At 60.2% G+C, this 13,212-nt stretch carries 15 protein-coding genes; 4 read left to right on the forward strand and 11 right to left on the reverse strand.

Translation table 11 applies throughout. The features are described 5' to 3' along the window. Window positions 1-184 precede the first annotated feature (184 nt). A complete protein-coding gene (locus tag JFT63_RS06470; protein WP_198843621.1) occupies window positions 185-967 on the reverse strand; it encodes a class I SAM-dependent methyltransferase in 783 nt (260 codons plus the stop codon). Window positions 968-1,063: 96 nt separating this feature from the next. Between JFT63_RS06470 and JFT63_RS06475 the strand changes: the two genes are divergently transcribed. After that, a complete protein-coding gene (locus JFT63_RS06475; RefSeq protein ID WP_057701331.1) occupies window positions 1,064-1,684 on the forward strand; it encodes a hypothetical protein in 621 nt (206 codons plus the stop codon). A gap of 3 nt (window positions 1,685-1,687) precedes the next feature. On the opposite strand, the gene JFT63_RS06480 is transcribed toward JFT63_RS06475, so the two are convergent. The 6 genes from JFT63_RS06480 to ppc form a co-directional block, all read right to left on the reverse strand. After that, entirely contained in the window at window positions 1,688-2,386 is a 699-nt protein-coding gene (locus JFT63_RS06480) for an extensin-like domain-containing protein (RefSeq protein WP_198843622.1), read from the reverse strand. 26 nt (window positions 2,387-2,412) lie between these two features. After that, a complete protein-coding gene (locus JFT63_RS06485) occupies window positions 2,413-3,273 on the reverse strand; it encodes a DUF72 domain-containing protein (protein WP_186559754.1) in 861 nt (286 codons plus the stop codon). Further along, entirely contained in the window at window positions 3,273-3,575 is a 303-nt protein-coding gene (locus JFT63_RS06490; protein ID WP_198843623.1) for a hypothetical protein, read from the reverse strand. The genes JFT63_RS06485 and JFT63_RS06490 overlap by 1 nt, the downstream gene beginning before the upstream one ends. Window positions 3,576-3,735: 160 nt before the next feature. Beyond that, on the reverse strand, window positions 3,736-4,422 hold the full coding sequence (tsaB, locus tag JFT63_RS06495; RefSeq protein WP_057701335.1) for a tRNA (adenosine(37)-N6)-threonylcarbamoyltransferase complex dimerization subunit type 1 TsaB: 687 nt from the start codon (window positions 4,420-4,422) through the stop codon (window positions 3,736-3,738). 91 nt (window positions 4,423-4,513) lie between these two features. Beyond that, complete coding sequence (adk, locus tag JFT63_RS06500) at window positions 4,514-5,161, reverse strand: adenylate kinase (protein WP_032893225.1); 648 nt, start codon at window positions 5,159-5,161, stop codon at window positions 4,514-4,516. Between the two features lie 280 nt (window positions 5,162-5,441). After that, the gene (gene ppc, locus JFT63_RS06505; protein WP_198843624.1) at window positions 5,442-8,087 is read right to left on the reverse strand and encodes a phosphoenolpyruvate carboxylase; all 2,646 of its coding nucleotides are present in this window, start codon (window positions 8,085-8,087) and stop codon (window positions 5,442-5,444) included. 196 nt (window positions 8,088-8,283) lie between these two features. On the opposite strand from ppc, the gene JFT63_RS06510 reads away from it, so the two are divergent. The 3 genes from JFT63_RS06510 to JFT63_RS06520 all read left to right on the forward strand — a co-directional run bounded on the left by JFT63_RS06510 (window position 8,284) and on the right by JFT63_RS06520 (window position 10,178). Further along, on the forward strand, window positions 8,284-8,628 hold the full coding sequence (locus JFT63_RS06510; protein ID WP_198843625.1) for a pilin assembly protein: 345 nt from the start codon (window positions 8,284-8,286) through the stop codon (window positions 8,626-8,628). Between the two features lie 283 nt (window positions 8,629-8,911). Beyond that, window positions 8,912-9,337: a DUF4398 domain-containing protein gene (locus JFT63_RS06515; RefSeq protein WP_005785519.1), complete on the forward strand. Its 426-nt coding sequence runs from the start codon at window positions 8,912-8,914 to the stop codon at window positions 9,335-9,337. A gap of 55 nt (window positions 9,338-9,392) precedes the next feature. After that, window positions 9,393-10,178, forward strand: a complete 786-nt coding sequence (locus tag JFT63_RS06520; protein WP_005785517.1) for an OmpA family protein — start codon at window positions 9,393-9,395, stop codon at window positions 10,176-10,178. Window positions 10,179-10,227: 49 nt separating this feature from the next. Here JFT63_RS06520 and JFT63_RS06525 read toward each other — a convergent pair whose 3' ends face one another. The 4 genes from JFT63_RS06525 to JFT63_RS06540 form a co-directional block, all read right to left on the reverse strand. Then, on the reverse strand, window positions 10,228-10,506 hold the full coding sequence (locus tag JFT63_RS06525; protein ID WP_198843626.1) for a hypothetical protein: 279 nt from the start codon (window positions 10,504-10,506) through the stop codon (window positions 10,228-10,230). An 18-nt stretch (window positions 10,507-10,524) separates the two neighbouring features. Beyond that, window positions 10,525-10,851, reverse strand: coding sequence for a hypothetical protein (locus JFT63_RS06530; protein ID WP_057701338.1), 327 nt, complete (start codon window positions 10,849-10,851; stop codon window positions 10,525-10,527). After that, window positions 10,848-11,753, reverse strand: a complete 906-nt coding sequence (locus tag JFT63_RS06535) for an alpha/beta hydrolase (RefSeq protein ID WP_057701339.1) — start codon at window positions 11,751-11,753, stop codon at window positions 10,848-10,850. Before JFT63_RS06535 ends, JFT63_RS06530 begins: the two co-directional genes overlap by 4 nt. Window positions 11,754-11,907: 154 nt before the next feature. After that, the gene (locus tag JFT63_RS06540) at window positions 11,908-13,185 is read right to left on the reverse strand and encodes a flavohemoglobin expression-modulating QEGLA motif protein (RefSeq protein WP_005785511.1); all 1,278 of its coding nucleotides are present in this window, start codon (window positions 13,183-13,185) and stop codon (window positions 11,908-11,910) included. Window positions 13,186-13,212: the final 27 nt, after the last annotated feature.

Genomic DNA, 13,212 nt, shown 5'->3' on the forward strand with positions numbered 1-13,212 from the left:
GAACCTGTGGCGAGGGAGCTTGCCCTAATGCCTGTAGGAGCGAGCTTGCTCGCGAAAAACTCACAGGCGCCGCGTTGATTCAGCAAGCACGCGTTATCGTTGACGTTTTTCGCGAGCAAGCTCGCTCCTACAGAGGGCAATGTACGCTTCGGCTTGCCCCCGACACCCTGGGAACGGCCCAACTTCAAGGCTTCAGGGCTTTTTTGGGATAGATATCATAACGGCTGGATTTGCCATCCAGCGCATGACTCGGCTTGGGCCCGTCAATGCACGGCGCCTTGCGCGGGCGCTTGACCACCACGCGGTGGCTGGCCAACGCCAGGGCGGCCGCGAGCAAGGCCGGCGCATCCGGATCATCGCCCACCAGCGGTCGAAACAGGCGCATTTCCTTCTTCACCAGGGCGGTTTTCTCGCGGTGTGGAAACATCGGGTCCAGATAGATCACCTGGGGCGGCTCACCCTCCCAATTGAGCATCACATCGATGGAATTGCCCTTGAGCAACTGCATGCGCGCCACAATCGGCGCTACCTCAAAATCCTGAGCAGCGCGGGCCAGGCCGTCTTCGAGCAAGGCGCCGATCAGCGGCTGGCGTTCGATCAGGCTCATCTCGCACCCAAGGCTGGCCAGTACGAACGCGTCCTTGCCCAACCCGGCGGTGGCGTCCAGCACCCTAGGCCGCACGCCTTGAGCAATGCCCACGGCCTTGGCGATCATTTGCCCGCTGCCACCGCCATATAAACGCCGGTGCGCCGCGCCACCTTCGACAAAGTCGACCCGCACCGGTCCCGGCGCATCTGGCCCAAGCTGCTGCAATTGCAGCCCCTGCTCGCCCACTTGCAGGGAAAAATCCGCATCCGCCACCTGTAGCGGCAAGCCCAGCTGCGAAGCCCACTGCTCGGCGCGGGCCTGGAAACTGTCGGCCAACGCCTGGACCTGGATGCGGCTGGCCGCTGGTTGTTCGTTCATCAATCGCTACGCTCAAAAATATTAAGGATCGGCAAACAGCGGCCGATAAAAAAAGCAGTCAGGTATTTTGCCAGAGCTGAGCGTCGACCGAGAAAAATGTCAGACATTCTTCCCCTAACCATCGGTGTACTGCCGACCCACAACCACTACGGCCTGCGCAATACTCAAGCGCTGGCCGGGGTGAGTCATGTGTGGCAGGACTTCTTCGCCCGTGCGCTGGCCGAACAGCTTGGTGAAACGTCGCAGGCACTGGCGGCCAAGGCGCCTGCAACGACCGACCCGACGGTGGAACCCAGCGAAGGCGCCGACCTGCTCTCGCAGATCCTCACCCAGCGTGAGTGCGATGTAAAAGACACCGAGATCGCCCCGCCTGAGCCGCTGTTCCTGCCGATTGCCGAATTCGAAACCGAGTTGCTGCCACCGGCGGCCACGCCGTTCCCGGAAGAAGAAATCGTCGCCCAGCAGCGCCAGCAGGATTTCGACAGCGGTTGGGTCCGCCCGATTGTGCTGAACGCCGGCCAACCGCTACCAGCACCCGGCCCGGCGCCCCAGCCGCGTCCACTGCATTTGCCGATTGCCGAGTTCGAACTGGACCTGTTGCCACCAGCGGCCACGCCATACCCTGAAGAAGAAATCATCGCGCAACAGAAGGCGCTGGACTTCGACTACTACTGGGCGCGCCCGCTGGTTACCCACAACCTGCGCCTGGCCGCTTAAGCCTCAGCGACACACCCACCATCGCCCCATGTCGAGGTGAAAATGGTTGCGGTGGGCAACGTTGTAGTCCGGGCTCAGCACCACGTTGAAGTCGTCACAGGCGCCATCGCGCACCAGGCGCAGGAAACGCGCGCTGTCGCCCTCCCCCGGCCAATCCTTCAACACGCTGATGCTGCGCCCATCGGCCAGGCGAAAACCGGCGATATCCAGGGCATTGGCTGATGCATGTTGACTCAGGCGCCCGTCCGCACGGTTGTAGATAGTGCGGCAGGCAAAGCTGCCCAAATGCTCGACCCGACTCACCGCCTGGCCAAACACAGCCTGGGCGGCCGGTTGCAGGCTGTGGCGCTCGAACAACGCAAACGCCACAGCCAGGGGGCAACTGGCCAGAAAGCTGCTACTCAAGGCCACCTCAGCGCCCTGCACACGCAGGACATCGCGCAACGGGCACGCCGCATCGGCTGCGCTATCCGCCTGACGAGTCACCCGCAGGCCAGAGGTTTTCAAGACCTGGTCACACAGCGCCGGATCATCCTGCAAACGGCTGAGCTTGTAGCGCGTGAGCAGGTTGGGACTGGCGCGCACATCAAGGGGTGCCCAGGGGTTCCATTCAGCCCGCATCGGCAGCCAGTCGCGCCAGACACCCAGCACAAAGGCGCCCGCCAACAGCAACAGCAGGCCCAGCACTTTTATCGAACCCACGGCTCAATCCTTGAAAAATCGAACGCCTAGAGTAACCCCAGTTGCTGTGCAACGGGCTCTCGATGCAGGGTGGGCAGCGGCGGCAGGCCGGGCAGACGCGCCATCAGCTTTGCATGAAAGCGCAACGCCAATTGGGCCGCGAGGCGGTTGTCCGAGGTGTGCAGGAACATGTAGGGCGTGCGCCCCTCTTCGATCCAGCTGGCGATCTTTTCTACCCACGGGATCAGAAACGGGTCATTGGCTTCCAGCTGCGGATGCCCGATGAAGCGCACCTGCGGAAACTGGGTCAGCGCCGCCGGGCGCGGTGGCACCCTGGGCTTTTTGGATTGGGCGTGCAGCACTGCCGCCGAGGTTGACGTGCAACTGAACAGGGCGCGAGGGTCAAGGCAGATGCGCTCGACGCCACGGTCGCGCAACAGGCGGTTGAGCATACGTTCGGCGTCACCCTTGGCGAAAAACTGCTCATGCCGGACTTCCACCGCCAACGGCCGATCAATGCCATCGAGGAATCCGGCCAGCTCAGCCAGGCGTTGCGGGGTAAACGCCTTTGAGAGCTGCAGCCACAGCGGTGAAACGCGCTCACCCAAAGGGCTCATCAAGCCGACAAAACTTTCTGCCGCAGGCAATTGCTCGCGCAAGTCACCCGCGTGGCTGATATCGCCCGGGAATTTGGCGGTGAAGCGAAAGTCAGCGGGCATGATCTCGGCCCAGCGCTGCACGGTGGCGGCCGAGGGTCGAGCATAAAAGGTGGTATTGCCTTCAACCGCATTGAAGACTTGGGAATAGAGCCCGAGGTAATCGCTGGAACGCGCGTCAACCGGGTACAGGTACTCGCGCCAGGCGTTTTCACTCCAGGACGGGCAACCGATGTAGTAAGGCAAACCCATCAGATATGAATGTCGAGACCCAGCACTTCCATATCCCATTCGACAAAGCCGGCGGTGGTCAGGTAACTGGCCAGGGCGGTGGCGACGCTTTTGCTCATGGAACGGGGGAAGACCATGTCTTGCTGACGGGCAGGAACGCCGCTGATGCGTGCGCTACCGGAACCCTTGGCGCTGGAAGGCGAATCAGCGTGAACTTCAATGAAGTCGGGCGAATCTTCTACGGACTCATCTACCGTCACGTTTGCCTTGCGCGGCTTACGCTTGAGAGGGTAGGACTGTGAGGTGAAGCCGTCTATACGCATACATGCAGACTCGGTATCAATGATGGCAATTTAGCGGCACTTTCCGTAGTGCGCAAATGCTCTGGTGATAACTAGAACACATAATTTGTAAAAGGTTTAAAAACCGCGGCAAATTCTGACGATTGGCGAAATTTGCCGTCGAATTCGCCTATTTTTGACGTCAAATAATCCCGCGCTCGGCCTTGGTCTGCGCCACTTTATCGCGCAGGTAAACCGGCGCAGCTTGATCCGCCGGAATCGCTTCGCCGCGCTCGAAGGCAAAACGTGCCAACGTCAGCAGGTCTTCGGCATGGGGCAACATCGCAGCATCCTGCCCGGCCAATTGCACGTTGATACGCTCGCCATAACCCCAGCCAGTGCCGGCACCGAACCACTCACCGCTGGCATCGGCCGGCAACCCTGCCGCTTCCGGCGGCTGCACGGCCTCCACACCCACCAGACGCATTTCGCCGGCAGTTTCGCGATAGCAGCCCCAATACACTTCGTCCATCCGCGCATCGATCGCCGCGGCCACTTGCGTGGCGCCGTGTTCACGCAGTGCGCGCTGGGCCAGCACGGCCAGGTTGGACACCGGCAATACCGGACGCTCCAAGGCAAACGCCAGGCCCTGCACCACACCAATGGCAATGCGCACGCCGGTAAAGGCACCGGGGCCACGGCCAAAGGCGATGGCATCCACCGCAGCCAGTGTGGTGCCGGCGTCTTCGAGCAACTGCTTGATCATCGGCAGTAACTTCTGCGCGTGCAGGCGCGGGATCACCTCGTAGTGGCTCGTTACCTTGCCATCGTGCAGCAAGGCAACGGAGCAAGCTTCAGTCGCGGTGTCCAGGGCCAGCAGGGTGCTCATCGGTGTGGGTGTCCAAATCGGGAAAAAAGTGCGCCAGTATAAACAACAACGGCCCGCAAGCGGGCCGTTGTACGCAAAGCGGATGGCGGGATCAGCTCAGTGCTTGCAATACCTTGGCGGTAATGGCTTCAACCGAGCCCACGCCAGGGATGTGGCTGTATTTGGGCTTGCCCTGGGCTGCCGACAGCTTCTGGTAGAAGTCCACCAGCGGCTTGGTCTGGGAGTGGTAGACCGACAGGCGATGACGCACGGTTTCTTCGGTGTCGTCTTTACGCTGCACCAGGTCTTCACCGGTAACATCGTCCTTGCCTTCAACTTTCGGCGGGTTGTAGACGATGTGGTAAACGCGGCCCGAGCCTTCGTGAACGCGACGACCGGCAATACGCTGGACGATTTCTTCGTCTTCTACGGCGATTTCAACCACGGCGTCCAATTCAACACCGGCCTTCACCAAGGCTTCAGCCTGGGGAATGGTGCGAGGGAAACCGTCGAACAGGAAACCGTTCTTGCAATCGTCCTGGCTGATGCGTTCCTTGACCAGGTTGATGATCAGGTCATCGGAGACCAGGCCGCCGCTGTCCATCACGCTCTTGGCGATCAGGCCCAGCTCGGTGCCCGCCTTGACGGCCGCACGCAGCATGTCGCCGGTGGAGATTTGTGGAATGCCGAATTTTTCAGTGATGAACTTTGCCTGAGTACCTTTACCGGCCCCGGGAGCTCCCAGCAGAATGACGCGCATCGATGTGCTCCTCAATTTTTTATAGAGATGACGCTCGGATTCGCCGCGTGGGGCCAATCTCGTAAAAATATGGTTCCAGGCCGATCAAACGGCCAAAGGCTGATCAAGATACACAGCGGGCCCTCACCATACAAGCCGCCAAAAGTAGGAGAAACCCGCACCCGACATGCGTCAGCAACGGGGTGTGCCTGAGCGCAACCCGCCTGCTCAAACAGCGACCGCCCTTTTCAGGGCGGTCGCTGTGGTTGATCCGCAAGCCATTGAGAACACGCGAGAAACCTCAACCGGTGTTGCGCAAACCGGCGGCAATACCGGCCACGGACACCAGCAGCGCCTGTTCCAGAGGGCTGTCTTGCGCCGCCTCTTGTTGGCGGGAACGTGCCAGCAACTCGGCCTGCAACAGGTGCAAGGGGTCGAGGTAGGTGTTGCGCAGGCGGATGAACTCCAGGGTATCGGGACTATGGGCCAGTAGCTGCGACTGGCCGGTCAGGCCAAGCACCACAGCGCAGGCCTGCGACAATAGGTCGCGTAAATGCGCCCCCAATGGCAGCAGGTCTGGCTGCACCAGGCGCTCATCATAAAGACGGGCGATATCGGCATCGGCCTTGGCCAGCACCATTTCCAGCATGTCGATGCGCGTGCGGAAAAACGGCCACTGTTCACGCATCTGCGCCAGCAACTCACCTTCACCGCGCTCCAGCGCCTTGCTCAATGCCGCCTCCCAGCCGAGCCAGGCCGGCAGCATCAGGCGCGTTTGGGTCCAGCCGAAGATCCACGGGATCGCGCGCAAGCTTTCAATCCCTCCTGCGCGACGCTTGGCCGGGCGGCTGCCCAAGGGCAAGCGGCCCAACTCCTGCTCCGGCGTGGACTGGCGGAAATACTCGACGAACTGCGGATTCTCACGCACCACGGCGCGGTAAGCGCTGACGCCGTCTGCCGCCAATTCGTCCATCAGGTGACGCCACGCGGGCTCCGGTGGTGGCGGTGGCAGCAGTGTTGCCTCCAGCACGGCGGCCAGATAGAGGTTGAGGTTCTGCTCGGCGATATCCGGCAGGCCGAATTTGAAGCGGATCATCTCGCCTTGTTCCGTGGTGCGGAACCGCCCCGCCACCGAGCCCGGTGGCTGCGACAGGATCGCCGCATGAGCCGGGCCGCCGCCACGGCCGACGGTGCCACCGCGACCGTGAAACAACAGCAGCTCCACCTGCTGTTCGCGGCAGATATCCACCAGACGCTCCTGCGCCCGGTATTGCGCCCAGGCGGCGGCGGTAGTGCCGGCGTCCTTGGCCGAGTCGGAGTAGCCGATCATGACTTCCTGAGGGCCCTGCAACCGTGAGCGATAACCCGGCAGTTGCAACAGCCGTTCCATGACCGGCCCGGCATTATCCAGGTCGGCCAGGGTCTCGAACAACGGCACCACACGCATCGGCCGTTGTACGCCCGACTCTTTGAGCAGCAGCTGCACCGCCAGTACATCCGAGGCGGCACCCGCCATGGAGATGACATACGAGCCCAACGACGCAGCCGGTGCGGCAGCGATTTCCTTGCAGGTATTGAGCACCTCGGCAGTGTCTGCCGACGCTTTGAAATACCCCGGCAACAACGGCCGACGATTGGCCAGTTCCTGGGTCAGGAAGCGGATGCGCGCGCCTTCGTCCCAATCCTCATAACGCCCAAGGCCCAGGTAGTCAGTGATTTCAGTCATGGCCGCCGAATGACGGCTGGAGTCCTGACGCACATCCAGGCGCACCAGGAACAAACCGAAGGTCACTGCACGGCGAAGGCAATCGAGCAGCGGCCCGTCGGCGATCACGCCCATGCCGCATTCGTGCAGTGACTGGTAGCACAACTCCAGCGGGTCCAGCAGGTCGCGGTTGTTTTGCAACACATCGGCAGGTGCCGGGGTGCTGGCAGTCAACGACGCATGAGCCCACTGGCGTGTGGCACGCAGGCGTTCGCGCAGTTGCTTGAGCAGGGCGCGATAGGGTTCGACGCTGTCGCCGACCTTGGCTTGCAACGCCGGGCTGGCCTGTTGCATCGACAGCTCGGAGGCCAAATGATCGATGTCGCGCAAGTACAAGTCGGCCGCCATCCAACGCGCCAGCAGCAGCACTTCGCGGGTGACCGGCGCGGTGACATTCGGGTTGCCGTCTCGGTCGCCGCCCATCCACGAGGCAAAGCGAATCGGCGCAGCCTCCAGAGGCAGGCGCAAGCCGGTGGCAGCGTGCAGGGCCTGGTCGGCCTTGCGCAGGTAATTGGGGATGGCGTGCCACAGCGAATGTTCGATCACCGCAAAGCCCCATTTGGCTTCATCCACCGGGGTGGGCCGGATGCGGCGGATTTCTTCGGTGTGCCAGGCTTCGGCAATCAGCCGTTGCAAGCGTTCGCGGATCTGCTCGCGTTCGGCGCTGGTGAGGTCACGGTGGTCCTGCAGGGCCAGTTGCGCGGCGATGGCATCGTATTTCTGGATCAGCGTACGGCGAGCCACTTCGGTGGGGTGGGCGGTGAGCACCAGCTCGATCTCCAACCGCGCCAACTGTCGGGCCAGCGATTCATTGCTGTGGCCTTCGCTTTTAAGGCGTGCCAGCAACTCCGGCAAGACCCGGGATTCAAAAGGCGCCGGTTGCGATTCATCGCGTCGATGAATCAGTTGATATTGTTCGGCAATGTTGGCCAGGTTGAGGAACTGGTTGAAGGCCCGGGCTACGGGCAGCAACTCATCCTCCTGCAACTGATTCAAGCTGGCACTCAGTTCGTCACCGGCCGCCTTGTCCGAGACAGCGCCGCGGCGGTCAGCCTTGGCGCCTTTGCGGATTTGCTCGATCTTGTCGAGAAAGTTATCGCCGTACTGCTCTCGAATGGTGTTGCCCAACAGTTCACCCAGCAGGTGAACATCCTCACGCAAGCGTGCATCGATATCACTCATCAGCCAATCTCCAGCCAGAAATCCGGGACGCGCAGGTGTTCCAGAGTGCCGTCGGCATCGGTTTCTGACAAGGCCGAACGCAAACCACTTTAAACCTTGCGCCTTGGAGCTAGTCTCAAGGATGAGCCGTCGCATTGTTCACGCGGGCGGCTGGTCACTCATCACCGCCTGCCAGCGCGGGCTTATTGAGGTAGCCATGAAAATTCGAGAACTGGCCCAACATTGGGAAGAAACCGCCAAGGGTCGCCTGACCAAGACTGGGTACGCGATTCATCTGGATGTGGAATCTGCCGCAAGGCTGGCCGCCATTGCCGAGATGTACCCCAAGCGCCACGTCGAAGAACTGCTCGGCGAGTTGATCGGCGCCGCCCTTGAAGAGCTGGAAGAAAGCTTTCCCTATATCAAGGGCGACCAGGTGATTGCCACCGATGAAGAGGGGGATCCGTTGTATGAAGACGTGGGTCTCACTCCCAGGTTTCTGACATTGTCGCGCCGCTACTTGCATGATTTGTCCGCAAGCGCTGACGAACAGAAGCACTGAAAAACAGTTTATTGACGTCAATTTAACCCAGGTATTCCGGGCCTTTTACGGGTTCGGAGTACCGCTGCGCGCTGGGAAAGTTCCATATCCTGAACACTGACCATTCAGTCAGATATTTTTTTAGGCAAATCGCCATATCCGCTGAACTTTTGAAAAAAGCCTCAGGTCACAGCCAGTAGCCATCACTTGTGGAACGGTCGTTTGAACTGGTGTCATGTGCTTTAGCGCCGGGCCCGCAACCGATACGCCACGATGGATTTTGATGTTTTTCAGGAGTTATCCAATGGAGTTGAAGACGATGAACACCAGCACCGCCAAATCCTCGTTTAACCACCTGCGCGGGCTCAAATTGGCCGCACTGGCAATCGGCACCAGCTTCGTTCTGGCAGGCTGCGCCGGCAACCCTCCAACCGAGCAGTACGCTGTGACCCAGTCGGCCGTTAACAGCGCCGTAAGCGCTGGCGGTACCGAGTTTGCAGCCGTTGAAATGAAGTCGGCTCAGGACAAGCTCAAAGAAGCTGAAATCGCGATGCACGACAAAAACTACGAGAAAGCTCGTCAGTTGGCTGAACAAGCCGAGTGGGATGCCCGCGTCGCTGAGCGTAAAGCCCAGGCTGCCAAGGCTCAACAGGCTGTGAAGGATTCTCAGAAGGCTGTTGAAGAACTGCGTAAGGAAGGCATGCGCCCAGCTGCAATCATGCAGAAGTAAGCACTGCCCCTTGACTGCATCGCACCTGATATCGAATTGAAAGGACGACACGACTATGCGTAAACAATTGATGATCCCTGCCCTGCTGGCGATGAGCGTTGCCTTGGCGGCCTGCTCCACCCCGCCGAACGCGAACCTGGAAAATGCACGGACCAATTTCTCGGCCCTGCAAACCAACCCGCAAGCCACCAAACTGGCAGCCCTGGAAACCAAAGACGCCAGCGAATGGCTGGACAAGGCTGACAAGGCGTACCGCGACAACGAAGACGAGAAGAAAGTCGACCAACTCGCGTACCTGACCAACCAGCGCGTTGAAGTGGCCAAGGACACCATCGTCCTGCGCGAATCCGAAGCCAAGCTGAAAAACGCCGGCGACGAACGTGCCCGCGCCCTGCTGGACGCCCGTGACGCGCAAATCAAGCAGTTGCAAAACAGCTTGAACGCCAAGCAAACCGACCGTGGCACCCTGGTGACTTTCGGTGACGTACTGTTCGCCACCAACAAGTCCGACCTGAAATCCAGCGGCCTGGTGAACATCACCAAGCTGGCGCAGTTCCTGCGCGACAACCCGGACCGTAAAGTCATCGTTGAAGGCTACACCGACAGCACCGGTTCGGACTCGTACAACCAGAGCCTGTCGGAGCGTCGTGCAGCTTCCGTACAGCGTGCACTGGCTCAACAAGGTGTGGATATCTCGCGCATCGTGACCCAGGGCTACGGCAAGGAATATCCGGTTGCCGACAACGGCAGCGTTTCTGGCCGAGCCATGAACCGTCGCGTTGAAGTGACCATCTCCAACGACAACCAGCCGGTCAAGCCACGGTCTTCCGTTGCTAACTGATTGATTGTTGAGTGATAAAAAAACCCACCTCGCGGTGGGTTTTTTTTGGCTACGAAAATGTGATTGGACGATCGGTATCTTCATCCGGCGGCGTTATCATCTTCGCGCTTGTGGGGTTGCCTGGCGGGTTGCCAGTCAATTTGTTACGCGCCTGCTCTTGGGCATCGTGCCGCTCCAACGCCTGATGCGCCCTGGCCATGGCCAGCATGTTGCGTATCACATTAATATCGATCACTGCTTCCCCGCCCCCTTCTGTGTAAGTTACATGGCCCTCTGTGGCTTTTTTACACAAAACGGTTCCCGGTATTTTCGTCGGGGCGCTGATCAAGCGTTGTGATCCTCAGGCCTACTCCTGCAATTGCGGGGTTTGCTCCCCCATGCAACGCACGGCCTGCTTCTTGTTGTTCACCAGCACGCCGCTCAAGCCTTTCTGATCGGTATCAAACATCACCAGCACACCGTCGACACACTGCGCCACTTGTGCGGCGGGCGTGAGGGAGACTTTGTAATCCTCACCGGGCACGGTCTTGAGCATGGTGAAGTCGCTGAGCAACAACGCATCTTCGGGTTTGGCAAAGTGCAAGTAGCCGTAGTACCACAGGCAACCGACTGTACCGATGATGGTGCCGATGCCGGTGAGGATCAGCGGGATCATGTTGCGTTCTTCGCTCATTGCGGGCTCTCTGATGAATCAACTTTAGGAACTGGATAATTCGGAATCTCGCCCAGACGGCGCAGGCCATTGAAGTGCTGCGGGTCGTCCAGGTAACGCAGCATGACGGTTTGCCAGGTCTTGTCGGCAAATGTCTGTACATGACCGCCACGGGTCAGTTGCAGCACCCTGGGCGGGGGGGCCGCTTGATACAGGCGGATGCCATTGGCCACCGGCACGATGGGATCATCCAGGCTGTGGAACAGCAGTTTTGGCACGCCGGTCAGCTGGGGTATGGCATTGATTGCACTGTCGGCGTCGGGCACCAGCCACGACAGGGGCACCTGCAACGGCCAGGTTAACCAGGAAGTGCTCAGGGCGAATTGTCCTACGTCACGATAACTGGCGGGCACGCCGTCCAGTACCAAGGCTTTTAGTTGGGCTTGACGCTCCGGGTGGGCTGCCAGGTAATGCACCGCCAGTGCACCGCCCAGGCTTTGGCCGAGAATAATCAGCGGTTGACCCTGGGTTTCAGGCGCCTTGTCGATCCAGCCGAATGCGGCGTCGATATCCTGGTAGATCGCCGGCAACGACGGCTTGCCTTCCGACAGCCCATAGCCGCGATAGTCCAGCAACAGCACTTGATAACCCTGCTCCGGCAACCACCAACTGCCCCCCAGGTGCCAGGCGAGGTTGCCGCCGTTACCATGCAGGTGCAGCACCGTTCCCTTGAGAGGCACGCCGGGTTTGGCCGGCAGCCACCAGGCGTGCAGTTTCACGCCATCTGCGGTGGTGAGCGTGACGTCGCGGTATTGCAGGTGGGCTTTTTCTGGGGTGAAGGGTAGGCCGGGCTCGGGGTAGAACAGCAAGGAGCTGCAGCCGTTCAATGTGAGTAGCAGGCATAAAATGCCGAGGATTCTCATCCGTTGAAACCTCGCGAAAGTTCTGAAGACCAGTAAAGATCAAATGTGGGAGATGGCTTGCCTGCGATAGCGGTCTATCAGTGACTGAGTGCTGGCTGACCCAGCGCTATCGCAGGCAAGCCAGCTCCCACATTTTTTGATTCGGTTTCGTCAGTTACAGGATATTGGAGTAATCCGCCTCGATCCGATCCAGGCTCAAATGGTTGAGGAAGTTGGAGAAACACATCCACGCCGCCAGCGCGTTCATATCGCGAAACTGCTCCGGCAGGTACTTGGGCGGTACCACCAGCCCCTCATCCACCAGTTGGCGCAGGGTGCGCATGTCTTCCAGGGTGGTCTTGCCACAGAACAGCAGCGGCACTTGTTCCAGCTTGCCTTTGCGCACGGCGAGCTGGATGTAGTTGTAGACCATGATAAAGCCCTTGAGGTAGGACAGATCCTTGGTAAACGGCAGACCGGTCGGCACCGAACCACGGAACACCCGGCTGGCGTTGCCATAGCTCTCGGCCATTTCAAAGCCTTGCTCACGGAAGAACTCGAACACCTGCAGGAAGTCGGCGCCCTCCTCCACCATATGGATGGCGCGGGTACGGTTGGTCAGTTTGCGCAAGCGGCTGGGATAGGAGGCAAACGTGATGATTTCCATCAGGATCGCCAGGCCCTCCTGAGTCACGGTGGACGACGGCGGGCCCTTGGACAGGAACGTACAGATCGGCTGGTTCTGGCCGTTGAGCGTGGTGCCCACATGCACCAGCCCTTCGTGTACTTCCAGGGCGCGCACGTCGCGGTCATTGAACATCGCATCGGCGCGGATCTTGATGTAGTCGGCGCCCGCGGCTGCATCGGCGACGATACCGTCGGATTCGAACACGCGAATGGTCTCTTCTGCTTCGCCAAACACCTTGTTCAGACGGGTTTGCAGCAGGCTTACGGCGTCCTTGGCGGTGAGGGTCTTGGCTTCGTCCTTGAGATCGCCCCGGCCATCGATATTGTTCAGGTAGTCCGAGAGCATCAGCCCCAGGTCTGCCAGGGTCGGGTCGCCGGCGTGGAACGCATCGGAGGCAGCGCCGTACAGTTCCTGAGAGATAAGGCCAAAGTCCTCGGTGCCGCGCGCTTCAAGCATACGCACCACCATGCGGTATTCGCGGCACATGCGCCGCATGATCTGCCCCACCGGGCTGAACTGCCCCAGGCGGCGGGTGATGTCGCGCTCGATGTTCTGGAACTCCAGCTTCACGGCACTGGAATCAAAAGACAGGGGCCGGTTCAGGTAGTAATCGCGGTCCACGGCAGGCATGGCCTTGCCCTTGGCCTTGAGAAAACCCTGGCGGATGTTCTCGTCCCACTTCACTGCGTCGAGAACCCGGATCGGTGTCTGCGCCAGCACAATGCGATCGGACAAGCTGCGTATCGTCTGCTGGTAATCGTCCACCCGGTATTTCCCTCTTTAAACGTTGAA

The organism is Pseudomonas sp. MF7453 (genome assembly GCF_016405455.1).
GTDB classification, from domain to species: Bacteria; Pseudomonadota; Gammaproteobacteria; order Pseudomonadales; family Pseudomonadaceae; genus Aquipseudomonas; species Aquipseudomonas paralactis.

What these genes read in the sequence shown, in the direction of transcription:
- tsaB (WP_057701335.1), bottom strand. Translation starts at nt 4,422, where the DNA reads ATGAGCACCCTGCTGGCCCTGGACACCGCGACTGAAGCTTGCTCCGTT.
- JFT63_RS06530 (WP_057701338.1), bottom strand. Translation starts at nt 10,851, where the DNA reads ATGAGCGAAGAACGCAACATGATCCCGCTGATCCTCACCGGCATCGGC.
- JFT63_RS06485 (WP_186559754.1), bottom strand. Translation starts at nt 3,273, where the DNA reads ATGGGTTTGCCTTACTACATCGGTTGCCCGTCCTGGAGTGAAAACGCC.
- JFT63_RS06475 (WP_057701331.1), top strand. Translation starts at nt 1,064, where the DNA reads ATGTCAGACATTCTTCCCCTAACCATCGGTGTACTGCCGACCCACAAC.
- JFT63_RS06490 (WP_198843623.1), bottom strand. Translation starts at nt 3,575, where the DNA reads ATGCGTATAGACGGCTTCACCTCACAGTCCTACCCTCTCAAGCGTAAG.
- JFT63_RS06515 (WP_005785519.1), top strand. Translation starts at nt 8,912, where the DNA reads ATGGAGTTGAAGACGATGAACACCAGCACCGCCAAATCCTCGTTTAAC.
- JFT63_RS06510 (WP_198843625.1), top strand. Translation starts at nt 8,284, where the DNA reads ATGAAAATTCGAGAACTGGCCCAACATTGGGAAGAAACCGCCAAGGGT.
- ppc (WP_198843624.1), bottom strand. Translation starts at nt 8,087, where the DNA reads ATGAGTGATATCGATGCACGCTTGCGTGAGGATGTTCACCTGCTGGGT.
- JFT63_RS06535 (WP_057701339.1), bottom strand. Translation starts at nt 11,753, where the DNA reads ATGAGAATCCTCGGCATTTTATGCCTGCTACTCACATTGAACGGCTGC.
- JFT63_RS06470 (WP_198843621.1), bottom strand. Translation starts at nt 967, where the DNA reads ATGAACGAACAACCAGCGGCCAGCCGCATCCAGGTCCAGGCGTTGGCC.
- JFT63_RS06520 (WP_005785517.1), top strand. Translation starts at nt 9,393, where the DNA reads ATGCGTAAACAATTGATGATCCCTGCCCTGCTGGCGATGAGCGTTGCC.
- adk (WP_032893225.1), bottom strand. Translation starts at nt 5,161, where the DNA reads ATGCGCGTCATTCTGCTGGGAGCTCCCGGGGCCGGTAAAGGTACTCAG.